Genomic DNA, 26,455 nt, shown 5'->3' on the forward strand with positions numbered 1-26,455 from the left:
CCAAGCCCACAATCATCTCGTTGCGTTATAAACCAGCTGCTCTTGGGTCAGTTGAAACCCAACAAGCATCTCAAAGCGGCTGCGCGCAATCGCGGCCCGAACCTCAGGGGCGGCCAGCGGATCGAGAGCCGCTTCTGGATCGCCAGGTCGTCGTTTACGCGTAATACGTTCGCGAATATCTTCGGGCAGTGAAGCCGCCGCTCGATCTACAAAAGCGCCAGCCTTGGCATTGGTGCTCGCGCGCTCCTGACCGTCAGCGAACGTTAACGTGACTTCGCCCACTCGCTTACTCACCACTGCGCTGCCGCCTTGGAGTACTGTCACAAAATATGGCAAGGTAACGGTGCGGCTGCCGCGAACATCTGTGCGACGCGCGCGCACTTCAAAGGTGGCCTCAGTATAAACTTTTTCGCTGGTGTCATCGCAAGTTGAGCGCAGATTTGTCATCGAAGCGCTCATGTCGAGATTGCTCAGCGTCGGTGCGTCTGGGGCGCGGAAAGTAGTTACGTCACCAGTGAAATCGGGAATGCCCACAGCCGGACAAGTGGTAAGCACCGAAGTGATGCCAACGCCCTGATCGACCACAAGCTCACCCTCTTGAGCGCAGGCAGTAAGCCCGGCGATCAACGCCATGGCAGGTAAGAGGCGGGTGCGAAACATCATTGAAATCCGTCCTTAGTGTATCAATCTTTGGCAATACCCCGTCAACGGGACCATTTACCGCAAGCACTCTCGCCCTAGCGAGACACGCTGCAAAGCGCTAGAGGCTCAATCATGAATGCGCCCTTTCAAGATTCATCGAGCGCCGCAAAACCGCTCAAATTGCTAATCGCTGCACCGCGCGGCTTTTGCGCTGGCGTCGACCGCGCGATCGAGATCGTCGAAAAGGCGCTCGAACGCTATGGCGCGCCGGTCTATGTCCGCCATGAAATCGTCCACAACAAATACGTGGTTGAAGGGCTGAAAGCCAAAGGCGCAATCTTCGTCAAAGAGCTTGATGAAGTGCCAACCGATGCGCCGGTTGTGTTTAGTGCGCATGGCGTACCCAAATCAGTCCCCGCCGAAGCCGAACGGCGCAATATGGTCTATGTCGATGCCACCTGCCCTTTGGTCTCGAAAGTACACCGTCAGGCTGAGCGCCAGCTTGAAAAGGGGCGTCATATCATTTTCGTCGGTCACGAGGGTCATCCCGAGGTGATAGGCACGATGGGGCAAGTAGACCCCGGCCAAATGACCTTAGTCGAAGACCTTGAGGATGTGGACAAGCTGCCATTCGATTCAGACGAACCGCTGGCTTATCTCACTCAAACGACTTTGTCGGTCGATGACACACGCGAAGTTATTGAGGCGCTGGAATGGCGCTATCCCAACATTCGCGGACCCAAAGCAGAAGACATTTGCTACGCGACCTCTAATCGGCAGGCAGCAGTCAAAGAATTGGCTCATGATTGCGATTTGGTGCTGGTGGTGGGTGCGCCCAACTCCTCCAACTCATTGCGTCTGGTCGAAGTGGCAGAACGCCTAGGTACTCCGGGCAAACTGATTCAACGCGCCAGTGAGATTGATCCTGCTTGGTTGGATGGCATTGAAACAATCGGCCTGACTGCAGGCGCGTCTGCTCCCGAAGTGTTGGTGCGCGAAGTGGTGGATGAGCTCGCAAAGCTGCGACCTCTTGAAGAGGAAACCATCAAAACCGCTGAGGAAAAGATGGTTTTCAAACTGCCGCGTCAACTCAGCGAATAATCTTCAAAGGCTGAGCGCTATGGCTGTCTACACACATTTGGGCGCGGAGGCTTTGGCTGACCTAATCGCTCAATATGATGTGGGCGATCTGCTTTCAGCCAAAGGCATTGCCGAAGGTGTATCCAATTCCAATTGGCTGATCGAGACCACCAAGGGTCGCTACATTTTGACTATGTATGAGCGGCGCATTGAGCTTGACGATTTGCCCTATTTCCTCGGCTTGCTTGACCACTTGTCTGACAAAAATTGTCCAGTTCCCCGCACGATCCATGATCGGGAGGGGGCGGCTTTCAGGATGGTGGATGGTAAGGCCGTCGCATTGATCGAATTTTTACCAGGTGTATCGCCAACAAAACCGAGCGCAGCGCAGGCCTATTCGGTGGGGCAAGTGCTTGCGAAGATTCACGCGGCGAGCACCGACTTTCCCATGCGCCGAGCGAACGCGATGAACTTTCAAAGCAATCAAGAATTGCTCGCTTCGTGTGGCACGCCAGGACTTAAATCGATCGATCCAGATCTTCCAAACATGCTCAGCGCCGCAAACACCGCAGCGGCGCTCGAACTCGATGGGCTTCCACAAGCACAAATCCACGCGGATCTTTTCCCAGATAATGTCTTGATGTTGGGCGATAGAGTCACCGGCTTAATCGATTTCTATTTTGCTTGCACCGGCCCAATGGCGCTTGATCTGGCCGTAACTCACGCAGCTTGGGCTTTTGATCCTGAAAGCAACAACTACGAAGCCGAGCTCGGTTCCGCAGTCCTGCGCGGTTACACCGACACTCGCGAAATCAATGCTGAGGAGCGCGCTCTACTCCCTGAAATCGCAAAAGGGGCCTGCCTCCGGTTCGTTGCAAGCCGCGCAGAAGACTGGCTCGACACCCCTGATGATGCATTGGTAACCCGCAAAGACCCGATGCAATTCGTCTCAAGATGGCGCGTTTACGACGAATTGGGTTCCGATTTGTTTGCGTGAGCTATAGTGGCTTGGCAAAAGGGGGCTTCATGAAACGCGTTGAGATATTCACTGACGGCGCTTGTAAAGGCAATCCCGGACCGGGCGGCTGGGGTGCATTGCTACGCATGGGCAAGCACGAAAAGGAATTGAGCGGCGCGGACCCGGATACGACCAATAATCGCATGGAGATGACGGCTGTTATTCAAGGCCTTTCAGCATTGATCGAGCCTTGCGAGGTCGATCTCTATTCTGACAGCAAATATGTGATCGACGGAATCACCAAATGGGTCGAAGGCTGGCAACGCCGAGGATGGGTCAATGCGAGCAAGAAACCTGTGCGCAATGCTGATCTGTGGCATGATTTGATTGAGGTCACCGCCAAACACCAAATCGAGTGGCATTGGGTAAAGGGGCATTCCGGCCATCCCGAAAACGAGCGGGTCGACCAGCTCGCAAGCGGTGAAGCTGGCCGCATTCAGTCAGAGCAGGCAGAATTCTAACTGCTCAATGCAAAACGGGCGCGTCAGTCACCTGACACGCCCGTCTCAATTCTAGAAATCAAAATGCTTAGGTGTTGTCTTCGACCGGAGCGCCTGGACCGTTTTTCTGGATCGAAGCAATGGCGTTCTTAGCGCTGTCCTTGCTTGAATACCCTTGGGTCGAGAACATCACTTCAGAATTGTAGCTGAAACGTACGCGAAACTCGTCTGCTTTGTCTTTGTAGATTTCAAACTTGTGAGCCATGGGTTTCCCTCTCTGTAAAACAAAAGCTGCAACAGCATCTTACAGATTGATCGGGCTGTGACTAGCCCGAAGCTTGTGCTTTTTCAAAAGCGAAGCGAGCCGGTGAGTAAGAGGATCTGTCAATTCCTGAAGTGAGGGTATCTGGCTCCTCATCTAGTATAATCTGAGCGGCAAGTCTGGCTGCCGCCGGTGCGGTCTGAATGCCAAAGCCACCTTGCCCTGCGAACCAGTTAAAGCGGGGAACATCAGGGTCCGGCCCATAGATGGGCAATCTGTCAGGCGCGAAACTTCTAAGACCAGCCCAGCGCCGCTCCACTGCCTCGATCTTCCAATTGGTGACGCTTTCGAAGCGATCAATCGCCTTCGCTACATCCATCTCCTCAGGCGCAGCATCGCAAGGTTCTGTTGGAATTTCATCGTGCGGGCTTAGCCACAGGCGGCCATTGTCCGACTTGAAATAGAACCCGCCAGATATGTCGAGCACAAGCGGCAAATCATCTGGTGCCTCTGGCGAGACGCGCAATTGCGCGACCGTACGGCGTTTCGGATCAATCCCCAATGGACGCGCTTCTGCCCGCTTCGCGATCGTATCAGCCCATGCGCCTGCGGCATTCACGATTTGAGCCGCCCGATAGCTTTCGCCAGCCTCAGTGGTCATCCGCCAACCGCCAGACTCAGTTTCAATACAACTGACTAGCGCGCGGCACACCAAATCAGCGCCCGCCTGCTTTAACGCTTTGAGATAATGCTGATGCAGACCAGCCACTTCAATATCCGCGCATGCTGGCTCCCAGATCGCATCGCACCATTCTTCGCGAATATGTGGAACACGGTCTGCAAAACCCTCTGATCCCAAGCGCTCTATCGTCACCCCGGTGCCGGCGAAGGTTTCAACAAATCCGTCCATTGCCGCGCGATCTTCAGCGCGTCCGACATATAAAGCACCACGCGGCCTCAGAAAGCCGCCTTCACGCAAGAACTGACCTGATGCGAGTGTAAGCGGTACGACGCCAGGTCCGCCGTAGCATTCCTCCCAAAAAGCGGCCGAACGTCCGGTGGAGTGATAGCCGGGGACATCTTCAGCCTCGAGCACCAACACTTTTGAATACGGGGCAAGCTCCGCTGCAATGCTGGCACCTGCCATTCCTGCGCCAATAACGGCAAAATCGTACAGAACGTCACTCATCGAGCGGGTACGACCTCATCAAGAAACAATGCGACCTCGTCCATCATGCGACGCCGAACCGCATCCACTTCGCGCAAGATTTCGTGATGCGCTTCTTCGCCAAAGGTAACGAGCTTGCCATTCGGCAAACGCTTAGATGCGCTGACATTGGTTGGATGGCTCACGAGCTTGTCTGATGATGTTGAAACAATCAGCACTGGCACTTTGACTGCTTCCATTGCGCCCGGTTCCTCCAGCCGTCGCCACGAAGCATAGGCGCGCTCTACCCAGTGCCAACTGGCAGGTCCCATCACCAATTCAGGCCGCGTGTCGCGCCAATATTGCTCATCCGCATAACGTTCAGCGTCATGGGTAAGCAACTGTGATCGCTTGGCTGGTAGTTCGCCCGGTTTCTCGCTCCATTTCCATGCTTGGCGCATTGGATCACCAACCCACGTCATTAATCGCGCGACTGAGTGCAGCATGGCAATCGGCAGCGGGGGGCTGTTCATACCAAGCATCGGAGCGCTCAGAAACACAGCGTCAGGCTGAATCAAGCCATCGACCAAGGCGCGCATAATTAGATGACCACCCATAGAGTGGCCCGCAAGCACGTGAGGTCCTGGTACTTCCTTGATCCATTGGGCCCATAAATGCGCAAGATCGCCAGTCCATGTAGTGAAGTCATCAATGTGACCGGTCACTGCATCCCGGCCAAGCCTGCCTGAACCTGCCTGCCCGCGCCAATCTGATGCGGTCACTCGCCAGCCTGCACGATGCCATTCTTCAAGGCTCTCGAGGTATTTTTCGTAACAGTCACCGCGCCCGGGCATAAACAGGATTGAGCCACGTGGCGGATCTGCGCTTCCCGGCCAATCGATGCGGCGCAGAGTATGGCCATCGGCTGCGTTCCACGTGCTTTCATTTGCATCGAGAGGAATAGAGCGCCGATCAATCGGACCGTCAGCATAGAGCATAGTTTCGCCAGCTGTATCTATGTGAACCTCCGAAACGTGGTTACTATTTGGTAAGCACTCGCCTTTAGCACGCTGCCCCAAGAAGCGATGCGGTGAGGGGATGTCCCTCTCTTCGCAAGCTCTCGGGGGCAAGATGCTGATGAGTTACATTCACTACGGACTGCTGATTGCCTTGGCAATCGCGCTGCTAATTGCGGCGGCAACTGATATTCGCAGCCGCACGATCCATAACAAGCTGAACATCGCCATCGCTGTGGGCGCTCCAGCATTCTGGTGGGCAAGCGGCATGTCGCTATGGCCCGACATTGCCTGGCAGGTTGGTTTTGCGATCGTTGCCTGCTCCATCCTCATCGGCATCGCGTGGATTGGATATAAAGTGGGGATCGTCATCCTGGGCGGCGGCGACATCAAGCTCTTGGGCGCGCTTTCCTTATGGTTAGCCCCGCTCGCTTATCTCGACCTGCTTATCATGATGGCAGTGTTTGGCGGCGCGATGGCCGTGGCCTTTGTCCTCCGCCGAGTTGTTTTCAAACCTAAGAAATACGCGTCGCTCCCCTATGGGGTGGCCATCGCATTCGGAGCGCTTTGGGTGCTCTATCCTAAATTAATTGCGGTTCCTGCTTACGCATAAGGACTGCCGTGAACCCGATCTTAACCAATTCGGACGTACTCACTTCAACCATACCCGCCCGCAAACTTTATTGGGCCGACATTAGGGGGCTAATTAGCCATGGATAGGAAGAAACTGGTTCTGCTGCTTGGTGCACTCGTCGTTGCCGTTGGCAGCGCATTCCTTGCACGGAGCATGTTTGCTGGCGATGCTGCGCCGACTGCTGAGGCGGCTGCGCCTGAGCCTGAAGGACCCAAGGTATTGGTTGCCAACCGCGCTCTGCCGGCAGGCACAATCATTACTGCTGATGCCATGGGCTATCAGCAATGGCCTGAAGAGCTCGTCCAAGACGCCTACTTCATTGAAGGCGAATCGGATATGAGCCAGCTGCTCGGTACGGTTGTCCGCTTTCCAGTCACCGCTGGTGAGCCGGTAACCCAAGGTTCGCTGGTGAGCCCTGGCGATCGTGGTTTCCTTGCTGCGGCGCTTGGCCCTGGCATGCGCGCTGTCGCGGTTCCGATCCCTGACGCTGAAATCGGCGTTGCAGGCTTTATCTTCCCAGGTGACCGCGTCGATATGCTGTTGACGCAAACTCTGGCCGGTGAAGGTCGTCCTCTTCAAGTCGCAGAGACGGTTCTTCGCAACCTGCGTGTTCTCGCGACCGACCAGTCGACTGAAACTGTGACTGACGAAAACAATCAGACCGTTGTTCGCGGCTTCCGCACTGTCACTCTCGAAGTGACACCGGAAATTGCTGAAAAGATTGCTGTTGCACAGAGCGTCGGCAGTCTGCGTCTGGTCCTGCGCTCTATCGCCGACAATCAGGCTGAACTTGAGCGTGCGATTGCTTCTGGCGACATCAAGATCCCAGAAGGCGCTACGCAAGAAGAAGAAGAGCGTATTCTTCGCACAGCGATGACGCGTCCTGTTGATGCACGTTCAACTTACCAAACTGGCGGCGACGTCTCACGTTTCCAACGCAAGAGCATTCCTTCTGAGGAAAGCCGTGGCCGTGGAAACGCTCGTGCGACACCACCATCACCCGGTGTTTCAGCACAGGTGAACGGCGCTCCAGTATATCGTGGTCCAACGGTCCGTGTGACACGCGGCAAGGCCACCTCTGAGGTGCCAGTGGGCGGCTCTATCAGCACCGCAACCGCACGCGGCGTCGGCCAGGTTGGCCAAGTCGCACCGGTCGCTGGTTCGACAATCCGCTGAGGGGAAAAACCATGACCACTCAGCTCAAGAATACAATTTACTCAGGGACATTTAACGGGGGCCCTAAGATGAAAGCTAGAACTCTTGCAAAAGCACTGCTGGCCGGAATTGCCGCACTGCCATTGGTGGCAACACCAACGGGCACGGCGACCGCACAGCAAGTCGTTAGCCCAAGTCAGGAAATCGTCCTGTCAATCGGCCGCGGTGAATTGATCACTGTGCCTGGCTCCATGAGCGATGTCTTTATCGCGAATGAAGCGGTGGCAGATGTCCAGATCAAATCTCAGCGTCAGCTTTATGTCTTTGGTAAGGCCGGCGGCGAGACCACCATCTACGCGAGCAATGCGCGCGGCGATGTGATCTTTTCAGCCAATATCCGCGTGGGTTCGAACATTGGCAGCATCGACCAGATGCTCGCCCTTGCGATGCCAGAAGCCAAGGTGAGCGTTGCCACAATGGGCACCAACACCGTGCTTCTCACCGGCACCGTTGCAGCTCCTGAAGATGCAGCTGAAGCGGAACGTCTTGTTCAGGCCTTTCTTGGCGGTGAAGCCAATGTGATCAGCCGCCTCAAGACAGCGACGCCGCTGCAGGTGAATTTGAAAGTCACCTTTGCTGAGGTTAGCCGCAGCCTGGTTCGTACGATCAATGGCAACGTCACAACTGCGGATGGCGGTTCTGATTTCCGCGGTGTCGTGGGTTCAGGCCGTGCTCTTGGACAAGCAGATGGCTTCAACTTTGGCGGGCCTTTGTCTGCTGGTCAGGGTGTTGCCGGTGTTAGCCGCCAAATCCCTGTGATTGGCGCTGATGGCCTGCCAGTTCTCGACGAAAATGGTGCCATCCTGACCCAGGCACTGACTGGGCCTGGTATCGATTCACAAGGTGGCACGTCTTTGGCGGGCTTGGGTCGACTTTTCGGTCTCAATGTTCTTGGCGCACTGGATCTGTCAGAACGGCTCGGCTTGGTAACGACTTTGTCGCAGCCAAACCTCACCGCTCTATCTGGTGAAACGGCAACCTTCCTTGCTGGTGGCGAGTTCCCAATTCCGATTTCTCAGGGCCTCGGTAACGTCGCCATTGAATATCGCGATTTCGGTGTAAGCCTTGCCTATACGCCGACCGTGCTTGCCAATGGCCGCATTTCACTGCGCGTCCGCCCAGAAGTATCTGAGCTTTCGAGCCAGGGCGCCGTGACGCTCAATGGTTTCCAGGTTCCAGCGCTGACGATCCGTCGCACAGAAACAACTGTGGAGCTGGGCTCTGGCCAGAGCTTCATGATTGCTGGCCTGATGAGCAACAACGCTCAGAATGCTCTCGATAAGGCACCGGGTCTTGGCGATCTGCCAATTCTTGGCAATCTGTTCCGCAGCCGTGATTTCCGTCGCGGAGAAACCGAGCTTGTGATCGTGGTGACACCTTATCTGGTGCAGCCCGTCAATGCGAGCCAGATCCGTCTGCCAACCGATGGCTACAGTTCTGCCAATGAGTTCGAACAGTTCATCGGTTTCCGCGACAATGACGGTGAAAGCGGCGCTCAGCGCCCTGGTCCAACCGCCGCTGATCCAGAGGCTCCCAGCCCTGACATCAGCAGCGCCGATCCCGCAGCCATCGTCCCCGGATCTCCGCGTGAGCAAGATCGCCGGGCCGATGACCGCAACACCCGTGGCCGTGATCGCTCTGCCGATGCTGCCGCTCCTGGTTTCAGCCTTTAATAGTCCAAGCGAAGGGTTCGAAAAATGAACATTGCACGCAAAAGCAAACTGATGGGCGTAGCTGCCCTCTCGCTCGGCCTCGCTGTGGCGGGTTGTGGCGGAATGCCAACCAACGCATCGCTTTACTCGACCAAACAACCGGTCGTGGAGCGCACCAACTTTACCATGGACGTGGACACAACACGCTCAGGTCTTTCGATCAACGAACAGCAGCGTCTGAACGGTTGGTTCGAAACCATGGATCTGCGCTACGGTGACCGCATCACTGTTGAAGACCCAGCCAGCAACCCTGCGGTTGCCAATGCGGTCAACGATCTTGCTGGTCGCTATGGTTTGATCGTCAGCGAAGTTGCACCAACCACCGAAGGTCTTTTGGCCCCAGGTCAAGCGCGGGTGGTAATCACCCGTTCGACCGCAACGGTGCCTGGCTGCCCTGATTGGTCAACCAAATCGGATGCCAATTACGGAAACGCCACAAGCCCTGGCTATGGCTGCGCCATCAATAGCAACCTGGCCGCAATGGTCGCCAACCCTGAAGACCTTTTGCAAGGTCAAGAAGGCACTGGCGAAACCGTCGTCGCCACCGGCACTCGTGCCATCCAAACTTATCGCGAAACAGCGCCTACGGGTGCTGGCGGTCTGCAAAATGCTCAAGGCGGAGGTAACTGATCGATGAACGCTCCTTGGAAATCTGGTCTTCCTGGCAATCGCGATCCGTTCGCAGCCTATATTTGCGATGATGCTGCATTGGACGTCTTGCGTCCGGTGGTCATCGAAATGGGCTGGCAGCCGGAAAAGTGCAACAAAGGCGGCCTGCGTAATGCTGTGCAGTCGCTTTCTGTCAGCGCATCGCCCGCCATTCTCGTAGTTGACCTTTCGGAAAGCGGTGACCCGCTCAACGACATCAACGCTTTGGCAGAAGTTTGTGAACCCGGCACGGTTGTGATTGCAATCGGTCAGGTGAACGATGTGCGCCTTTACCGCGACCTTTTGGCAAGCGGTATTCAGGACTATCTGCTCAAGCCGCTCAACGCACAAGCTGTGCACGATGCGCTGAACAGCGCATTGGCTGTCTTCACCGCACCTAAGGGTGGTGAAGGTGAGACCGTCAAACGTCACATCTCCACCGCAATCGTGGGAACACGCGGCGGTGCAGGCGCATCGACACTGGCCACGTCGCTGGCATGGCTGTTCAGTGAGCATCATGGCTCACCAACGGCGATGCTGGATCTCGATGTTCACTTCGGCACCGGCGCACTTGCGTTGGACCTGGAGCCGGGCCGCGGTCTGACTGATGCAATCGACAACCCCAGCCGTATCGACGGGCTATTCATTGAACGCGCAATGATCCGCGCCAATGACAACCTTTCGATCCTTTCAGCTGAGGCACCGATTAGCCAACCGCTAATGACTGATGGCGCTGCCTTCGTTCAACTGGAGGAAGAATTCCGCCAGGCGTTCGAAATGACTGTCATCGATCTGCCGCGCAACATGCTGATCAACTTCCCGCATCTGCTGGCAGACGTGAACTTGGTCCTTTTGACCTGCGAACTCACTCTGGCATCGGCGCGTGATACGATCCGCATTCTTTCATGGCTGAAAACCAACGCTGCCCACGCTCATCCGATGATCGTGTGCAACAAATTCCAGCCGGGTGTCGCTGAGATCAGCAAAGCAGATTTCGAAGCTTCGATCGAACGCAAGATCGACTTCGCAATTCCTTATGACGTCAAGGCCGCATCAAACGCAGCCAAGCTTGGTCAGGTCTTCGTCGAAGCAAACAAGTCTTCGAAGGCGACCGCCGCGATCAAACAACTGGCTGAGCGGATCATGGGTGCGAGCGAGGAAGACCTCGAATCGATCACCGAAGAGAAGAAATCGCTGCTTGGCGGGTTCGACTTCAAAGGTCTGCTGGCGAAGAAAGAAAAGGTCGAAGCAGAGCCCGCTGACTAAGCGCGCTGCCAAAGGGAGCGGGGCGAGCGAAGTAGCCCGCCCCTCCCATTGGCGCTCCGGCCAAAAGCAATGAGTTAACACCTCCAGCCTAAGTTGGAGCTGTTGAAGTAACGAACGAACCGAACTGGCGAGGCACGAGACCGACATGGACTTCATCCAAACCTTGATAATCACGGTGGTGATTTTTGCCGTGCTAGTCGTGGGTTACCTGCTGGTGACCGGCTCTGGCGCTGGTAAATCGCAGAAACGCCGGTTGGAATCACTCCGGTTCCGCCACTCGGAAAACACCGACACAAAGGTGGAATCGCAGCTCAAGAAAGCGATCGCCGCGCGTAAACCAAAGGCGCAACGCGTCGCTGGCTCTGGCTCGCGCACTGAAGCGCTGGAAATGCGGCTTGATCGCACGGGCAAGGGCTGGACCGTTTCGCAATACATCTATGCCTCGCTTGGCCTGATGCTGGCGATTGCAGTGCTCATCTTCTTGCAGTCGGGCGCAATCCTGCTCGCACTTGGTGTCGGTGCGGTGATTGGCCTTGGTTTGCCACATCTGGTTGTCGGCTTTTTCATCGGCAAACGGACCAATGGCTTTAACGCGAAATTCCCTGATGGGATCGAATTGTTGGTTCGCGGCCTGCGCTCTGGCCTTCCCGTGACCGAAACCCTTCAGGTGGTGGCTCAGGAAGTCGATGGCCCTGTTGGCATCGAATTCAAAGGCATCGTTGAGCGGATCAAAATCGGTAAAACCATGGAAGATTCTCTCCAGGAAACCGCCGATCGCCTCGGCATTCCAGAGTTCAACTTCTTCTGCATCACTCTCGCCATTCAACGTGAGACCGGTGGTAACTTGGCAGAAACCTTGTCGAACCTTGCCGATGTTTTGCGCAAGCGTTCACAGATGAAGCTCAAGATCAAAGCGATGAGCTCTGAGTTTAAAGCATCTGCGTACATCGTTGGCTCACTGCCCTTCATCGTCTTCGGTCTGATCTACTGGATCAACCCGGAATATATCGGCGGCTTCTTCTACGAAGACCGTCTGATCGTGGCCGGACTTGGCGGGCTCGTATGGATGAGCATTGGCGTCTTCATCATGGCCAAAATGGTCAGTTTCGAAATCTGATCCGGGGGCAATAGAGTATCATGAACCAGACACCCGGACCCACACTGCTCGGCTTTGATGTAATCATGGTCGGATCGATCCTGGCGGGGCTCGCAGCTTTCGCCGTGTTGATGGCGATCTATGCCGCCATCACGATTAAGGATCCGATGGCCAAGCGCGTCAAATCGCTCAATGAGCGCCGCGACGAGTTGAAAGCCGGCATCATCACCGGTGGCAGCAAGAAGCGCGCCTCGCTGGTGCGCAAATCTGACACGACCGACAAGGTCAAAGGCTCGCTCGACAAGATGAATGTCTTGCAGGAGAGCCAAATTGCGATTGTTCAGCAAAAGCTAGCTCATGCTGGTTATCGGAACAAAGAGCTTGCGGTTATCATCATCGGCCTTCGCGCTGTGCTGCCCGTTGTCTTTGGGATCATTGGCTTCGTAGTCTTCTACCTGATCAACTACTTCGAGTTTGAGAGCGATATGTATAAGCTCTTCTCGCTCGCGGCCGTTGTGTTCCTGGGCTACAAAGGACCAGAGCTTTATCTGTCGAACAAGGCATCAAAGCGCACCTTGGAAATCCAAAAGGGTCTTCCAGACGCACTCGACCTTCTCGTCATCTGTGCAGAAGCTGGTCTGACCGTTGATGCTGCGTTCAACCGCGTTGCTAAGGAATTGGGCCGGGCTTACCCTGAGCTGGGTGACGAATTTGCTCTGACCGCCATTGAGCTTTCGTTCCTCAACGAGCGTAAGCAGGCGTTCGACAACCTCGCCTATCGCGTTGATCTCGAAGCGGTCAAAGGCGTGGTCACCACCATGGTCCAAACCGAACGCTATGGTACGCCGCTGGCCTCTGCCCTGCGCGTTCTGTCTGCCGAATTCCGTAACGAGCGTATGATGCGCGCTGAAGAGAAGGCTGCGCGTCTGCCAGCCATTATGACAGTGCCGCTCATTCTGTTTATTCTGCCGGTTTTGTTTATCGTTATTCTTGGCCCGGCGGCCTGCTCGATCTCCGATGCTCTGATCAACAAGGAGTAATCCGCAGAGCTACGAGTAGGAAAGCACTTTCACCGATTACAGGTGAGTAACGGGGTCGATCCAATAGGCGCGGATCGGCCCCGTTTTTGCCTCCTGGTGCACGCGGGCCAGGAGGTTACAGGCAGAGCCTAGCCTGCAAGTTTGGCCGCGCGCTCTCGCATCCGTTCGAGCATCGTGCGCAGAGCCGTTTCTTCGGCTGCATCAAAGCCATCGAACAACTCACGTTCGATCTCTTTGGCAACGGGCATCACCTCGCGGTAGATGCCTAAGCCTTCTTCCGTCAGCTCTAGCAGGTGAGATCGGCCGTCTTGCTCATTCACCACCCGTGTGATCAACGCACGCTCTTCAAGCACCTTGCAAGCGCGGTTCACCGCCACCTTGTCCATCAGGGTCACTTCGGCAAGGTCGCGCTGCGTCAGGCGCCCTCCGCGCATTTGAGCATCGCCTAGCACCGCCATCACCCGCCACTCTGTTACCTTTAGGCCAAACCGCTTGCGATAGCGCTCTGCGATCAGGCTGCTAACCGCGTTGGATGCAATGGAGAGCTGATAAGGGAGGAAACCGGAGAGTTGAAATTTGCTGGTCATATCTGCACGTCTGGTGAAACTTGAAGAATTGCTCTTAAGGGGCGTCATCTCAGTCATTTGCGACTAGTAACGCATGCAACCAGTTTGATTCAAGTTTGGTTCCCACCGCTATACGCCGCTCACTTGTATCCGCGCTCTTCCCACCATGGGTAGAAGTCAGGCATATCTTCGCTGACCTTGGCCGGATACATCGGTTTGCGCTTCTCCAGAAAGCTCGCGATCCCTTCTTTCGCATCTTCACCGCGAGACAGGCGATAGATGGCGCGGCTGTCGATCTTGTGGGCTTCCATCGGGTGATCTGCACTCGCCAGCCGGTACATCATCTGCCGCGTCAGCGCGACCGAGACAGCCGAGGTGTTCTCTGCGATTTCAGAGGCGATGCTGCGCGCAGCATACAGCAATTCGTCTGGCGCATGGATAGACCGCACCAGCCCGCCTGCCTTGGCCTCTTCCGCATCGAAGACCCTGCCCGAATAGCACCATTCAAGCGCTTGGCTGATACCCACGATGCGCGGCAGGAACCAGCTTGATGCCGCCTCAGGAACGATGCCACGCCGGGCGAACACGAAGCCATAGCGCGCATGGGACGCCGCCAAGCGGATATCCATCGCCAGCTGCATCGTCGCACCCACACCAACAGCCACACCGTTGCACGCGCTGATCAATGGTTTTTGGCTTTCAAATAGCCGCAGCGTCAGGAGCCCTCCCCCATCTCGCACGCGTTCATCAGACAGGTCACTGACCTCATTGGGATCAGAGAAGACGTGGCCGCCGCCCTCTGGCGTCAGGTCTGCGCCTGCGCAAAACGCACGCTCTCCGCCGCCTGTGAAGATCACCGCGCGCACCGCATCATCAGCGTCAATATCGTCCATCGCTGCCATGATCTCGGCCCCCATCGTGCGGGTATAGGCATTCATCTTGTCAGGGCGGTTCAGCGTGATGGTCGCAATGCCATCAGCCTTATCGACGATGATCTGGGTGTAGTCAGTCATTGAGGTTCCTCTCTTGCATGCGCGTGGACCACGAAAGGGGGTGCTTTAGAAAAAACGAAAATGCATGATTGAGCAATGAAAACCCATTATTTTCAGTGCCTTTCACGCAACCATTCACAATTTCGCACATCCTAACTGTGACTTTCCAAATCACCACGCTTTTTTGCAGCTTGGCCATATCCTGCATTCTTCACAAGCCATCCTAGGAAATTCGCTAGGGGTAGGAAAGCGATGGGAGTGCACGCTCCGACTTTGTCACAGTGCCACTGGCGCATTCCCGTCTACCTGCAGCAAATGGGCAAATCCCCGCCGCCCATGGGAGACTCAAACTGACGTTGTCATCGCTGAGATGCAGGACAACCGTTTGCAAGGGCTCGATCGCGCTGCTGGGAGAATTGAATGAGTTACTCAGAGCTAAAAATCTGAAAATGTTCGACTTTTAGATCGGTTCATCAAGCTGTCAGCAGATTGCATCTAATTCGCTTTCACAGTTGTTGGAGAGAGCATTATGGGCCGTGCGAAACACTTCGCGTCAATTTTGATTGCTTCAGGAGTGCTGGCATCCGCGGATCCGGCGGCGGCATGTCAGGGCATCCAGTTCGAAACCCGCACCTCCTTTACTCATGCAGAGCCCGCCTCAGACCTGCCAGATGGGATGGTGCAGCTCAAAATCACAATCAGCGAGCGTCAGTTCGCCAACAACATCCGCCAGACCGAATTTCTTCAGGTCCATGATGCCTCGGAAAACGGGGTCGGCAGAATTGCGATTGCCCTGCCGATGGTAACAAGCTGCGGGAGTGTGGAGCGCCCCGCCGCAGGTGAGCACTATGTGATCGGTCAATTCGCGCAATGGGAGGATGGCCATCCGGTCATTGTAAATGGCGGACGTCTATTCCGCCCCGAATACACCACCCGCCCCGCCTATCCACGCGACTTCATCGGCGAAGTTGGGTAGTACATCCGCATTTCTGTGGCTTAGCATTCAGGGCGTTCAAGAGCATCCAACATCGCCCAAGCCTCTCATCCAGATCGAGCATTGCAATTGCGCTTTGCGGCAATCTAGCGATTGGGTAGAGGTTTCATATGAGCACAGTCGCAGCAATTCAGGCAGACCCGCAATGGATCCCGCACCGGATTGACTTTGCAGCGCGGCAGGCGGACTTCCTCAAAGTCCCATCAGAGCAGTTTGCGCAGCCAGGCTTTCTGGCGGATATTCAGCCTTCCTCCGGCGCTGATCAGGCGCGTATCCCTTTGGATGAATTGACCGCGATGGAGGCCGCACAACCCCTTCCCGTCCACTTCATCTTTCACACCGCATTTTGTCGTTCGACGCTGCTGGCAAAGGCGCTCAATATTCCCGGCATCAGCCTCGGCATGGCCGAACCTGCGATCTATGCGAACCTTTCAGGCGCAGGCGAGGCCGGCAATCCATTGGTGGGGCCCACAACACGGCTGCTCGCTCGCAAGCGAGGGGATGAGCAGGCGGTCTTTATCAAGCCGACCAACCATTCAAACCGGCTGATCCCGCACATCCTGCAAGCCTTTCCTAATGCGCACGCAATCCTGATGACGAACCCGCTTGAGACATTCCTCAAAAGCGTGGTGAGTAAGGGCATGCATGGGCGGCGCTGGGGCCGAAATCTCTATCTGGAATTGCAGAGCTATACCGGGATGGATTTCGGCATGGACGGGCGCGAGCAGTTCACGATGTCCGATTTGCAGGCTGCGGGCCTCGCATGGCTGCTCAACCAGAACTACTTTGCGACGCTTCTGAAAAGCCCGTTTGGCCCCCGCTTGCGCGTTTTGGATGGCGATGTGTTCCAGCATCAACGCACAGCCACATTGCAAGCCGCGCTAAACCTTGCAGGGATTGCTGATGCGGGGGCGCTCGCAGAGGATGCCGCGCAATCAGCGGTGTTTTCAAGCCACTCCAAACTCGGCAGCAAAGTCGCCTCAGGCGAGCGCGCTGACCGCGTTGAGCCGGATGCCAATGTGCTGGAGGAAATCGCGCAGGTTGGCGAGTGGATCGGCGTGATTGCGAGCCAAATGGGCGGCGATGTTCCCCTCAAACAAACGCTGTTCAGCCCGCCCCAAAACTGATCCCCGCCCCTCGCCCATAATGGGAGAGCAGCGGGGATGAGTGTTTTCGTAGGTTGGCCCAAGCCACCCGCTCCCTCCGCCCTTCCACCCGGATTATCACTCCGGAGTACGATCCGGGTGGAAGGGCGGAGGGAGCGGGTGGCTACGGCAGAGGATCAGGCCGTTTGGCCTGACCGCATGAGCTTACCTTGGCGCCATGCGGATTGCACCGTCGAGACGCACGTCTTCACCGTTGAAATACCCGGTTTCGATCATGGTCATGGCAAGCTTTGCATATTCCTCTGGCATGCCAAGACGCTTCGGGAATGGCACAGACGCGGCAAGCGCTTCTTTGACCTGCGGCGGAGCTGCATTCATCAGCGGGGTTTCAAAGATACCTGGCAGGATCGTGTTTACCCGGATGCCTTCGCGCATCAGGTCGCGCGCGATTGGAAGGGTCATGCCGACAACGCCGCCTTTGGAGGCTGAGTATGCTGCTTGGCCCATCTGACCGTCTTCTGCAGCGACAGAGGCGGTGTTGACCATCGCGCCGCGTGCACCGTCTTCATTGATTGGATCGAGCGTCATCATGCCCGCTGCTGATTTGGCGATGCAGCGGAAGGTGCCGATCAGGTTCACCTGAATGACAAAGTCAAACGCACTGATCGGGAAATGCTTGATCTCGCCTGATTGCTTGTCGCGGCTGGCAGTCTTGATCGCGTTGCCGATACCAGCGCAGTTCACGAGGATACGCTCTTGACCGTGGGCTTCGCGTGCTTTGGCAAAGCCTGCATCCACGTCTTCATCGCTGGTCACATTGACCTTGCAGAAGATGCCGCCGATTTCAGCAGCCATCGCCTCGCCCTTTTCTTCGTTCATGTCGAAGATCGCGACCTTCGCGCCTTTGGCTGCGAGTGCGCGCGCGGTTGCCGCGCCAAGACCAGATGCGCCGCCTGTGACGACGGCCGGTGTGTTTGCAGATACTTCCATTTCTAAGCTTCCTCTCAAAAGTTCTAATCAGACAGATTCAATAATCGTGACGTTCGCAACGCCGCCGCCTTCGCACATTGTTTGAAGGCCGTATTTCTTGTCATGCCGCTTTAGCGCGTGGACGAGCGTCGCCATCAGCTTTGTGCCCGATGCGCCCAGCGGGTGGCCCAGTGCAATCGCGCCGCCATGGACGTTCAGCTTTTCAGGGTCAGCGCCAGTGTGCTTCAGCCAAGCCATCGGCACAGGGGCAAAAGCTTCGTTGACTTCGTATAGGTCGATATCGTTGATGGTCAGACCCGCACGTTGCAGCGCCTTGTCAGTCGCGAATAGCGGCTCTTCCAGCATGATGACCGGATCGCCCGCTGTCACAGTCAGATTGTGAATGCGCGCCATTGGGGTGAGGCCATGGGTTTTGAGCGCTTCTTCCGACACGACCAACACCGCCGAAGAGCCATCGCAAATCTGGCTGGCAGAGGCGGCTGTGACCATGCCTTCGGGCGAGATCAGCTTAACGCCAGCAATCCCATCCAACGTCGCGTCAAAGCGGATGCCCTCATCCACCGTGTGCATTTCGGTTCCTTCGGGTGTTTCGATCTCGATCGGGACAATCTCATTTTCAAACGCGCCTGCCTCAGTCGCCGCTATCGCGCGCTTGTGGCTTTCAAAAGCGAAGGCATCGAGCTGATCTTTGCTCATGCCGTGCTTTTTCGCGATCATCTCTGCGCCCATAAACTGGCTGAACTGGATGTTTGGATACTTCTCCTGAACGCCGGGCGACATGTAGTGTCCGAGCCCCTCTTTCATGTGCAGCGTCATGTTCGAACCCATCGGCACGCGGGTCATGCTTTCAACGCCGCTGGCTATCACCACGTCTTGCGTTCCGCTCATCACGGCCTGTGCTGCAAACTGGATCGCCTGCTGAGAGCTGCCGCACTGACGGTCAATCGACACAGCCGGAGTGCTTTGCGGCAACAGCTTTGAGGCGAGCACGCCCATACGGCCAACCTGTCCGCCCTGCTCACCCGCTTGGGAAACGCAGCCTGTCACCACATCATCAATCGCGGTCGGATCAATCCCGCTGCGTCCCACGACGGCGTCCAAAGACTTCGCAAGCAGATCAACTGGGTGAACACCAGCAAGACGCCCACCACGGCGCCCCCCTGCGGTGCGAACGGCATCGACGATATAGGCTGTGGTCATGGGTCGGGATCCTCTCGTTTACGTAAACGTCGCTATTTGCAACTGACCTATGGGAGGTGAAGCTGCAAATCAACTGGCCTTTTAGGGGTGATGGTGGCTATCGGTATCTCCACCATGAAAACTCTATTTGAATTGAACCCGGATCTAGACCGCACAGCGCTGGCAAAGCGCTTTGCCGAAACGGGCCGTGTGCAGGTTCGCGATGTTTTGACCGAAGATGCTGCGCGCGAGATTTTGACCGTTCTCACCAAAGGCACTCCGTGGGGCATGGCAACCGGCGCTGGTGATGAAAACCGCCAAAGCTTTCGCATGGAGGAAGTGCGCGCACCTGGAGGGGCTGAGCGTGTGAATGCCGCTGCCATGCAAGCGCAGGAAAACTCGGCCAAGGGTGAATATGGCTTTCGCTTTGCCCACTACCCGATCCTAACCGCTATTCAGGAAGGCTGGGAGCAAGACAGCCCGCATGAAATCCTGCTCGAACATCTTAATGCAGACGAATTTCTGGGCTTGGCGCGGGAAATCACCGGGATCGACACGCTGATAAAGGCTGACGGGCAGGCAACCTTGTTTGCGCCCAATCACTATCTTGGCAGGCATATAGACAGCCATGTCGCCGAAGGGTGGGAGGTGGCCTATGTGCTCAACTTTGCGCCGCCTGACTGGCATCCGGATTGGGGCGGCTATCTGATGTTTCTCGACGATGAAGGCGACGTGGTCGAAGGGTTTCGCCCACGTTTCAACGCGCTAAACCTGTTCAAAGTGCCAACGTCCCATGCGGTGAGTTATGTCCCGCCCTTTGCGCCTGTTGGCCGGATCGCTGTGACTGGGTGGCTGCGCACGCAATGAACGGGTCTTCCACCGGGATACTCTCTGCTACCGAGGCGATGACTCGCATACGCATAGCGATGCAATCAAACGACCTCGCCTCTGCCCGCGCAGTGGCAGAGCAAGCCCGGCGCGATCATCCTGCTGATGCGGCCTTGGCGGACAGCGCCGGTAGCCTTGCGCTAAAAGCCAACGAGGCCAGTGTGGCGGAAGCGCATTTTGCGCGTGCGTGTGAGCTCGCGCCGACCGTCCTCGACTTCGCGCTCAACCACGCAATCGCACTCCAACGGCTGGAGCGGCATGGCGAGGTGCTTGCTCTGCTCGCGCGCCATGAGCAACAGGGCAAGACCGTACCGCGCTATGGCAGCACTCGCGCGCTCTCTCACCGTTCGCTCGGCCAGCTTTCTGACGCAGCGCATTGGTATGACACAGTGCTTGCGATGGAGCCGCGGCATCCGCGCGCTTTACATGGGCGTGCGCGCGTGGCGATTGAAAGGGGTGAGGCGGACGCTTTGCAACGGTTCGACACCGCACTCAGCATCAATCCGGGCGATGCCGATCTGTGGCTGGGCAAGGCGCAGGCGCTGGACGTGGCAGGCGATGTGATGGGCGCGCGCACCGTGGCAGAGCAGATTTGCACGCAGGCCCCGGGCTTTATCGCAGCGCTCACATTCCTATCCGGTTTGAAACTGGCGGCGGGCGAGGATGATTTTGCGGCCCCTTACCGCGAAGCAGCGGCCAAAGCGCCCCAAGACCCCAACATCCCCTCCGCCCATGCAGAAGCGCTGGCAGGCGTTGATCGCTCCGCCGAGGCGGCTGAGGTCGCAAGAGAGGCACAGGCGCGCTTTCCTAACGAGCCGCACTTTGCTCTGCTCGAAGCGGTTCACTGCGGCACGGCGGGGGATTGGGAGCGGGCCGAGGCGCTGTTTACGAAACTGCCCAAAGCCATGCCAATGCGCGCATTACACGAAGCGCGGCACCGTATCAGGCGCAGCGAGCTGGGCCGGGCTGAGGCCCTGCTGAAAGATGTGCTCGCCAACAATCCATGGGACATATCGGCATGGGCATTGCGAGGGATAGTCTGGCGGCTTTCGGGCGATGATCGCGCACAATGGCTTCACGAACAGGCAGGACTGGTGCAGTTCCGCCCTCTGATCGGGCGCGATGGTCTGATCGAGGATGTGACACAGGAACTGCGCACGCTCCATGCTGGCTCTGCCATGCCTTTAGGGCAAAGTTTGCGTGGGGGGACGCAGACACGCGGCATCCTGTTTCACCGCACCGAGCCCTTACTGGCTGAGCTGCATGAGGCAATACTCAGAACGCTGGAGGCGTATCGCGCGGGCCTTCCTACACACGACGCAACCCATCCGCTGCTGCGCCACCGCGACACCGCATGGAAGCTCGCCGGATCATGGTCCGTGCGGCTGACTGGAGGCGGTGATTACCACACATCCCATATCCATCCATTGGGCGTGATTTCCTCGGCAATGTATCTGGTCGTGCCACAAGAAGCACACGGTCCAGAGCAACAGGGATGGCTCGAAGTTGGGCGTCCTCCACCCGATCTTGGACTTGATCTGCCACCGATCCGCGCGATTGAGCCCGTTGTCGGTCATCTCGCGCTGTTTCCCTCGACGCTGTACCACGGGACGACAGCGTTCGGATCTGCTGAAAGAATGACGGTGGCATTCGACGTCGTGGCTTCATGACGCTAAGGGCGATGCGATGAGCGACGATGCAAAAGCATGGGGCGATTTCTGGGCCAACAATGCCGGCGGAACCGATGGTGGCTGCTTGCCCGCACGCTGGGCCGCGATTGAGAAGGCGCAGATCACTGCATGGCAAGACTTTGTGGCGGACCTGCCTGAGAATGCGCGGGTCCTTGACCTTGCGACCGGCGATGGACGCGTTCTGCGCTGGATGAAGCAGATGCGCGGCGACCTTGATCTTGAGGGCATTGACCTTGCGCCAAAGCTTCCCCCAGCTCCTCCCGGCACGAAGACGCAAGGCGGCATCGCGATGGAGACGCTGCCCTTTGAGGCGGATGCATTTGACGCTGTGGTAAGCCAGTTCGGGTTTGAATACGGCGATGTCAGCGCCGTTTCGACCGAGATCGCCCGCGTGCTCGCGCCGCATGGCAAGGTCGGCCTAATCGTACACCGGGGTGATGGCCCCATCCTTGAGCATAATATGAAGCGCAAGCGCGAGCTTAGCTGGGCGCTGCAAGGCAAGGCTATTGCGCGCAAGGTCAAGTCCGCTCTGAAAAAGGGGCCATCAGCGATCGATCATGCCGCAAAACTCGCTGACAAAGTAGCGCGCGAGGGTGCGGAAAAGTTCGGTCAGCAGTCGCCTGCTTGGGAAATTCCCGAGGCCATTCGTCGTTCTTGCCTAATGGGTAGGAGCGCAGGGATAGGCTCAATCACAGAGACGATTGGCATGATCGAGAGCCAAGCACAAAACGAACTTGGCCGGATCAAATCACTGGCGAAGGCTTGTAAGACAGCAGATGCGCGCGAGCAGATCATCTCTGCCTTTGGTTCCTATGATCTCAAAGTGCAGCAAACCAATTCACTCAAAGAGCCATCTGGCCGTGAGCTTGCCGACTTCATCACCTTTAGTTGAAGACCGGTCTGGCTAGAGCGGTCGATGCCGCAATCAAGCCGCCTGTTTGCCGAAAAGAAAAAGGGCGCCAGACCTGAAGTCTGACGCCCATTTTCTTGCGTGCATCCCCGGCCGCGAAGCCGGGGATCCAAGTCCGATTAGAAGCGGAACAGTGCCGAGACGAAGAAGTCACGGCCAAGCACGTCGTAAGTGCTTGGGTAGGTGTTCGACTGTTCACCGTTGTTGAAGTCACCAAGCAACAGCGAGTTGGTGTCGTTGATCACGTTACCAGCTGCATCGAACTCTGGCGTTGAAGGCAAGGTGTTGAACAGGTTGTTCACACCAAGCGACAGCGTCAGGTTGTCTGTTGCATCAAAGTTGAAGGTGAGGTCGATCAGGTCGTAGGCGCTAATACGCTCGACGAAGTTATCTTCGACATCGGTATCATCGTTTACGGCTGAAAGGTGACGCCAGCGAACCGACGTAGTCACCGGACCATCAGACCAGTTGAAGCGCGAAGTCCACTTGAAGGAAGACTGCGGCTCGCCACAGGTCAGACCAAAGCGGCCAGCACAACGGTCGATTTGGGTCGGGTCAGACGCATCAGGACGCGTATCGTTTGATTCAGTCCAAGTTCCGAGGAACTGGAGATCGATACGTGAGCCATCTTCGCTGAACAGACCAAACGCCATGTCCATGCCATAGTTGATCTGAAGGTCGATACCAGAAGTGCTGAATTCAGCGATGTTCGCACCACCAAGGACCGGTGGATTGTCACGGCCAAATGCACCCTGCGCGTCACGTGTACCGACAAAGGTCAAGCAACGTGGATCGGTCAAGTCCTGTGCAACGTTAAAGCACAGGTCAAGAGCCTGCTGCAGGCTGATCGTGGTGATCGCATCATCGATAGTGATATCGAAGTAGTCAGCCGTGATCGTCAGACCAGGGATGAACTCTGGCTGCAGAACGACACCGAAGCTGTAGCTGTCTGAGGTTTCTTCCTGAAGGAATGGGTTACCACCAAACAACGCAGCGATCTGACCATCTGGCTGCAGAACGGCGTTGTTGCCGATGTTGCCAGCTGGAACACCATTTGCCTGACACAGAGCAAGCAGAGCGCCGGTTGGAACCGGAGCGTTACCTGCCATGCCGTCACCAGCACATGGGTCATTTGCACCTGGGAAGCCAATAGCGGTACCCTGGAACAGCTCGTTTACGTTCGGTGCACGAACAGCGCGCTGATACTGACCACGGAATGTGATATCAGGGATCGGGCTGAACTGGGCGCCACCGGCGTAGGTCCAAACACCACCAACAGCGTCAAGCGAGTAGTCGGAGTAACGAGCAGCGCCGTTAACTTCGAAACGCATGCCGCTTTCGGTTTCGTAAGGAATGTTGATCTCAGCGAAGATCTCATCAACGCTGTAACCACCTTCGGTTGGCTCACCGGCGTTAAAGCCAGCAACGTCGCCTGATGCGAGGAATTCGTCAGGGATGAAGCGTGAGCTAACTGCACGATGCTCCGCACCAACAGCAAAACCGATAGGCTCCGCTGCACCAAGTGCGTAGTCACCAAAGGTACCAGAGATAACACCAGAGACCACTTCGAGGGTCGAGATGTCACCGTTCTGTGCCTGAATGCGGAACGCATCAACCATTTCCGGTGTCAGTGTGTTGAGACCGAAGATGTTCAGTGGGGTATCACCAGTACCGTTAATACCTGCTGTGAAGCGTGAAACGGAAGCGTTACCTTCTTGGATGTTCGAGTTACGTGTCCGTGAGAACATGTAATACGCGTCATACTGAAGGTAGTCGGTGATGTCACCGCGAGCACCCGCAAGAACGCGGAATGCGTTACGCTCGTCAAGGTTGCGACGGCCGCCAGCTTCGAGAAGACGACGACGAACCTGAACGTCGATTTGACCGTTATTCTGGTCAGCACCGGTTTCACCTGCGTCGAGCGCGCGGAAAGCAGCGATCGTTGCAGCGTCGACAAAACCGTTCGTTTCAAGAGCGTCAATGTCGAGGAAGGTGTTTACCAGGATCGGCGTTGGAGCAAGCTCAGCGTCGACACGGTTGTTGCTGTATGCAAGCTCGGTGTAAACTTCGAGACTGCTCGAAATTTCGTAGCTTGCGTTACCACCAAGCAGATAGCGCTCTTGCGGCAGCTGCAGGTAGTTCACAGGCGCATAGTTATACAAATCGCCTGGGTTCTCATATTCGCGGATCTGACCACCTGGGTTGAAAGTCGCGAATGGGTTGCCATCGACTGATGAATCGAATGGTGAACCAACTGTGTCGGCATCACCCTGATACGTGAGACGTGTTTCAGGCGGAAGCGATGAACCCAGCTGACGAAGCGGGCTGCCACCAAGTGCGAAGAACGAGAACGGACGATCGCCTTGGAAGATCTCTTCACGATTGAAGTATTCACCAAAGACCGTGACGTTACCACGACCATCAGCGAAATCGGAACCGATCGCACCGTGGATCTGATAGCGAGCGCCGTCGCCTTCTTCCGTGATCGAGTACTGACCACCGATTTCAACGCCTTCAAGTTCCTTGATGCGGAAGTTGACAACACCAGCAAGCGCGTCTGAACCGTAAACGGCCGATGCACCACCGGTCACAACATCAACAGATTCCAGAAGGAACTGCGGAATGGTGTTAAGGTCAGTGATTTGGTTGGTATCATAGAACATCCAGCGGCGGCCATTGACCAGCAGCAGGTTACGGTTCGCGCCGAGACCACGAAGGTTCAGCGAAGCGGTGCCGTTACCAGGGTTGTTCGAGAATGAAGTCGTGCCTGGAACAACCTGCGGGAGGGTGTTGACGACGTTTTCAACGTTGACCGTACCAGAAAGCGCGAACTCCTCAGCGTCAACAACTGCAACGGGGGCAGCAGTTTCGACGTTGCGGCGCTGAATGCGCGAGCCGGTTACGACGATGCGGTTGCTTTCTTCCGCACCTTCGTTGGTTTCAGAATCTTGGGCATATGCTGGGGTGGCAATCATGGCGCCTGCCATAACGGTGCCAGCCAGGAGGGTACCCTTGCTAAAGCGGTTCATTTCAGTCCCCTTGGGTATGTACGCCAAAATGGCGCACACTTCTCTCACGAGCCAATACTCGCATATTGCGCCTCTATTATAACGCAGCGATGCTTCGCAATCACTGTGATACACGATGTTGCAGGTTCGTTTCGACCTGTGACATTCCCGCTACAGTGCTGTATCAGCAGTCTCCATTGCATTCTCAGATGCCCCAATGCGGCGGGATTGACAGCAGACGCGCCTTCGCCGAAACCCCGGAAATCCGCGCAATAGGAGAGCAAAACGTGGCAAAATCGAGTTTTTCAGCAGGACGCCGTTTTCGCTCCGCTACCGCAAAATCTGCACTTGTTTTGGGCCTATTCGCGGCCGCTGCAGCACCAGCCTACGGGCAAGATGATTCCAACGAAGCGACCGAAGACTATCTAGAAGCGCTTCGAAGCTGCCAGTCTTTAACCGAAAATTCATCACGTCTTGCGTGTTTTGATGCGGCGGTGGCTAATATTGTTACGGCAAGCGACGAAGGGGACGTGCAAGTTGTTGATCGCGAGGACGTGCGAGAGACCCGTCGCAGCCTGTTCGGATTCAGCTTGCCACGCATCGGCCTGTTCAGCGGCGATGATGGCGAAGAAGATGAAAACGAGAGCTTTGAAACAACTATTGCGAGTGTTCGCTACCTGACAAACAAGCATGTGCGCTTCACAACCGCCGAAGGGGCCGTATGGGAGATGAAGAATGTCCCACGCCGCCATCGCACAATCAAAGAAGGCGATCGGATCGAATTTCGAAAGGCAAGCCTCGGCTATTACTTCGTTAAAGTGAATGGCGGTCGCGGTATCAAAGGACGCCGGATCGAATGACCTTTCGATCAGACGGAGAGCTCGCAGCATAAATTGGAGGCCCAACGAAAAAGGG

General features: G+C 56.4%; 25 protein-coding genes. 16 read left to right on the plus strand and 9 right to left on the minus strand.

From position 1 onward, the window contains the following. Window positions 1-12: 12 nt before the first annotated feature. Window positions 13-663, minus strand: coding sequence for a hypothetical protein (locus AC0V6N_RS09835; RefSeq protein WP_486171380.1), 651 nt, complete (start codon window positions 661-663; stop codon window positions 13-15). Window positions 664-774: 111 nt separating this feature from the next. Between AC0V6N_RS09835 and ispH the strand changes: the two genes are divergently transcribed. Genes ispH through rnhA form a run of 3 tightly spaced genes read left to right on the plus strand, consistent with a single transcriptional unit; the run spans window position 775 to window position 3,201 of the window. Beyond that, entirely contained in the window at window positions 775-1,743 is a 969-nt protein-coding gene (gene ispH, locus AC0V6N_RS09840) for a 4-hydroxy-3-methylbut-2-enyl diphosphate reductase (protein ID WP_486171381.1), read from the plus strand. A 19-nt stretch (window positions 1,744-1,762) separates the two neighbouring features. Beyond that, complete coding sequence (locus AC0V6N_RS09845; protein ID WP_486171382.1) at window positions 1,763-2,719, plus strand: homoserine kinase; 957 nt, start codon at window positions 1,763-1,765, stop codon at window positions 2,717-2,719. 29 nt (window positions 2,720-2,748) lie between these two features. After that, the gene (gene rnhA / locus AC0V6N_RS09850) at window positions 2,749-3,201 is read left to right on the plus strand and encodes a ribonuclease HI (protein WP_486171383.1); all 453 of its coding nucleotides are present in this window, start codon (window positions 2,749-2,751) and stop codon (window positions 3,199-3,201) included. Window positions 3,202-3,268: 67 nt separating this feature from the next. Here the strand turns inward: rnhA and AC0V6N_RS09855 are convergent, their stop codons facing one another. The 3 genes from AC0V6N_RS09855 to AC0V6N_RS09865 form a co-directional block, all read right to left on the minus strand. Beyond that, window positions 3,269-3,445 (minus strand): YegP family protein, encoded by a 177-nt coding sequence (locus AC0V6N_RS09855; protein ID WP_486171384.1) that lies wholly within the window; start codon window positions 3,443-3,445, stop codon window positions 3,269-3,271. 61 nt (window positions 3,446-3,506) lie between these two features. After that, window positions 3,507-4,631 carry an NAD(P)/FAD-dependent oxidoreductase gene (locus tag AC0V6N_RS09860; protein ID WP_486171385.1) on the minus strand — a complete coding sequence of 375 codons (1,125 nt, stop codon included), beginning with the start codon at window positions 4,629-4,631 and terminating at the stop codon, window positions 3,507-3,509. Continuing rightward, window positions 4,628-5,587, minus strand: coding sequence for an alpha/beta fold hydrolase (locus AC0V6N_RS09865; protein ID WP_486171386.1), 960 nt, complete (start codon window positions 5,585-5,587; stop codon window positions 4,628-4,630). The genes AC0V6N_RS09860 and AC0V6N_RS09865 overlap by 4 nt, the downstream gene beginning before the upstream one ends. 139 nt (window positions 5,588-5,726) lie before the next feature. Between AC0V6N_RS09865 and AC0V6N_RS09870 the strand changes: the two genes are divergently transcribed. The 7 genes from AC0V6N_RS09870 (at window position 5,727) to AC0V6N_RS09900 (ending at window position 13,216) form a co-directional block, all read left to right on the plus strand. After that, window positions 5,727-6,218 carry an A24 family peptidase gene (locus tag AC0V6N_RS09870; protein ID WP_486171387.1) on the plus strand — a complete coding sequence of 164 codons (492 nt, stop codon included), beginning with the start codon at window positions 5,727-5,729 and terminating at the stop codon, window positions 6,216-6,218. A 99-nt stretch (window positions 6,219-6,317) separates the two neighbouring features. Then, window positions 6,318-7,415 carry a Flp pilus assembly protein CpaB gene (gene cpaB, locus AC0V6N_RS09875; RefSeq protein WP_486171388.1) on the plus strand — a complete coding sequence of 366 codons (1,098 nt, stop codon included), beginning with the start codon at window positions 6,318-6,320 and terminating at the stop codon, window positions 7,413-7,415. A gap of 68 nt (window positions 7,416-7,483) precedes the next feature. Beyond that, window positions 7,484-9,127, plus strand: a complete 1,644-nt coding sequence (locus AC0V6N_RS09880) for a type II and III secretion system protein family protein (protein WP_486171389.1) — start codon at window positions 7,484-7,486, stop codon at window positions 9,125-9,127. A 24-nt stretch (window positions 9,128-9,151) separates the two neighbouring features. Then, window positions 9,152-9,796 (plus strand): CpaD family pilus assembly protein, encoded by a 645-nt coding sequence (locus AC0V6N_RS09885; RefSeq protein ID WP_486171390.1) that lies wholly within the window; start codon window positions 9,152-9,154, stop codon window positions 9,794-9,796. Window positions 9,797-9,799: 3 nt separating this feature from the next. Then, complete coding sequence (locus AC0V6N_RS09890) at window positions 9,800-11,080, plus strand: CpaE/TadZ family protein (RefSeq protein ID WP_486171391.1); 1,281 nt, start codon at window positions 9,800-9,802, stop codon at window positions 11,078-11,080. Window positions 11,081-11,225: 145 nt separating this feature from the next. After that, the gene (locus AC0V6N_RS09895) at window positions 11,226-12,197 is read left to right on the plus strand and encodes a type II secretion system F family protein (protein WP_486171392.1); all 972 of its coding nucleotides are present in this window, start codon (window positions 11,226-11,228) and stop codon (window positions 12,195-12,197) included. 20 nt (window positions 12,198-12,217) lie between these two features. Continuing rightward, window positions 12,218-13,216 carry a type II secretion system F family protein gene (locus AC0V6N_RS09900; protein ID WP_486171393.1) on the plus strand — a complete coding sequence of 333 codons (999 nt, stop codon included), beginning with the start codon at window positions 12,218-12,220 and terminating at the stop codon, window positions 13,214-13,216. 128 nt (window positions 13,217-13,344) lie between these two features. On the opposite strand, the gene AC0V6N_RS09905 is transcribed toward AC0V6N_RS09900, so the two are convergent. Together AC0V6N_RS09905 and AC0V6N_RS09910 are read right to left on the minus strand one after the other, a co-directional pair. Beyond that, window positions 13,345-13,803, minus strand: a complete 459-nt coding sequence (locus AC0V6N_RS09905; RefSeq protein ID WP_486171394.1) for a MarR family winged helix-turn-helix transcriptional regulator — start codon at window positions 13,801-13,803, stop codon at window positions 13,345-13,347. 119 nt (window positions 13,804-13,922) lie between these two features. Further along, window positions 13,923-14,795: a crotonase/enoyl-CoA hydratase family protein gene (locus tag AC0V6N_RS09910; RefSeq protein WP_486171395.1), complete on the minus strand. Its 873-nt coding sequence runs from the start codon at window positions 14,793-14,795 to the stop codon at window positions 13,923-13,925. Between the two features lie 508 nt (window positions 14,796-15,303). Between AC0V6N_RS09910 and AC0V6N_RS09915 the strand changes: the two genes are divergently transcribed. Continuing rightward, the gene (locus tag AC0V6N_RS09915) at window positions 15,304-15,750 is read left to right on the plus strand and encodes a hypothetical protein (protein ID WP_486171396.1); all 447 of its coding nucleotides are present in this window, start codon (window positions 15,304-15,306) and stop codon (window positions 15,748-15,750) included. 128 nt (window positions 15,751-15,878) lie between these two features. Next, entirely contained in the window at window positions 15,879-16,895 is a 1,017-nt protein-coding gene (locus AC0V6N_RS09920) for a hypothetical protein (RefSeq protein WP_486171397.1), read from the plus strand. Window positions 16,896-17,078: 183 nt separating this feature from the next. On the opposite strand, the gene AC0V6N_RS09925 is transcribed toward AC0V6N_RS09920, so the two are convergent. Both AC0V6N_RS09925 and AC0V6N_RS09930 read right to left on the minus strand, forming a co-directional pair. Next, window positions 17,079-17,864 (minus strand): SDR family NAD(P)-dependent oxidoreductase, encoded by a 786-nt coding sequence (locus tag AC0V6N_RS09925; protein ID WP_486171398.1) that lies wholly within the window; start codon window positions 17,862-17,864, stop codon window positions 17,079-17,081. A 27-nt stretch (window positions 17,865-17,891) separates the two neighbouring features. Further along, complete coding sequence (locus AC0V6N_RS09930; RefSeq protein ID WP_486171399.1) at window positions 17,892-19,064, minus strand: acetyl-CoA C-acetyltransferase; 1,173 nt, start codon at window positions 19,062-19,064, stop codon at window positions 17,892-17,894. A 114-nt stretch (window positions 19,065-19,178) separates the two neighbouring features. Here AC0V6N_RS09930 and AC0V6N_RS09935 point away from each other — a divergent pair, with 114 nt between their 5' ends. Genes AC0V6N_RS09935 through AC0V6N_RS09945 form a run of 3 tightly spaced genes read left to right on the plus strand, consistent with a single transcriptional unit; the run spans window position 19,179 to window position 22,514 of the window. Next, the gene (locus tag AC0V6N_RS09935) at window positions 19,179-19,910 is read left to right on the plus strand and encodes a 2OG-Fe(II) oxygenase (RefSeq protein ID WP_486171400.1); all 732 of its coding nucleotides are present in this window, start codon (window positions 19,179-19,181) and stop codon (window positions 19,908-19,910) included. Next, entirely contained in the window at window positions 19,907-21,601 is a 1,695-nt protein-coding gene (locus tag AC0V6N_RS09940) for a putative 2OG-Fe(II) oxygenase (RefSeq protein ID WP_486171401.1), read from the plus strand. The genes AC0V6N_RS09935 and AC0V6N_RS09940 overlap by 4 nt, the downstream gene beginning before the upstream one ends. A gap of 16 nt (window positions 21,602-21,617) precedes the next feature. Then, window positions 21,618-22,514 carry a class I SAM-dependent methyltransferase gene (locus AC0V6N_RS09945; RefSeq protein ID WP_486171402.1) on the plus strand — a complete coding sequence of 299 codons (897 nt, stop codon included), beginning with the start codon at window positions 21,618-21,620 and terminating at the stop codon, window positions 22,512-22,514. 137 nt (window positions 22,515-22,651) lie between these two features. Here the strand turns inward: AC0V6N_RS09945 and AC0V6N_RS09950 are convergent, their stop codons facing one another. Then, the gene (locus tag AC0V6N_RS09950; protein ID WP_486171403.1) at window positions 22,652-25,561 is read right to left on the minus strand and encodes a TonB-dependent receptor domain-containing protein; all 2,910 of its coding nucleotides are present in this window, start codon (window positions 25,559-25,561) and stop codon (window positions 22,652-22,654) included. A 266-nt stretch (window positions 25,562-25,827) separates the two neighbouring features. On the opposite strand from AC0V6N_RS09950, the gene AC0V6N_RS09955 reads away from it, so the two are divergent. Then, window positions 25,828-26,400, plus strand: coding sequence for a hypothetical protein (locus tag AC0V6N_RS09955; RefSeq protein ID WP_486171404.1), 573 nt, complete (start codon window positions 25,828-25,830; stop codon window positions 26,398-26,400). Window positions 26,401-26,455 lie beyond the last annotated feature (55 nt).

Source organism: Erythrobacter sp. S57(2025) (assembly GCF_057365055.1).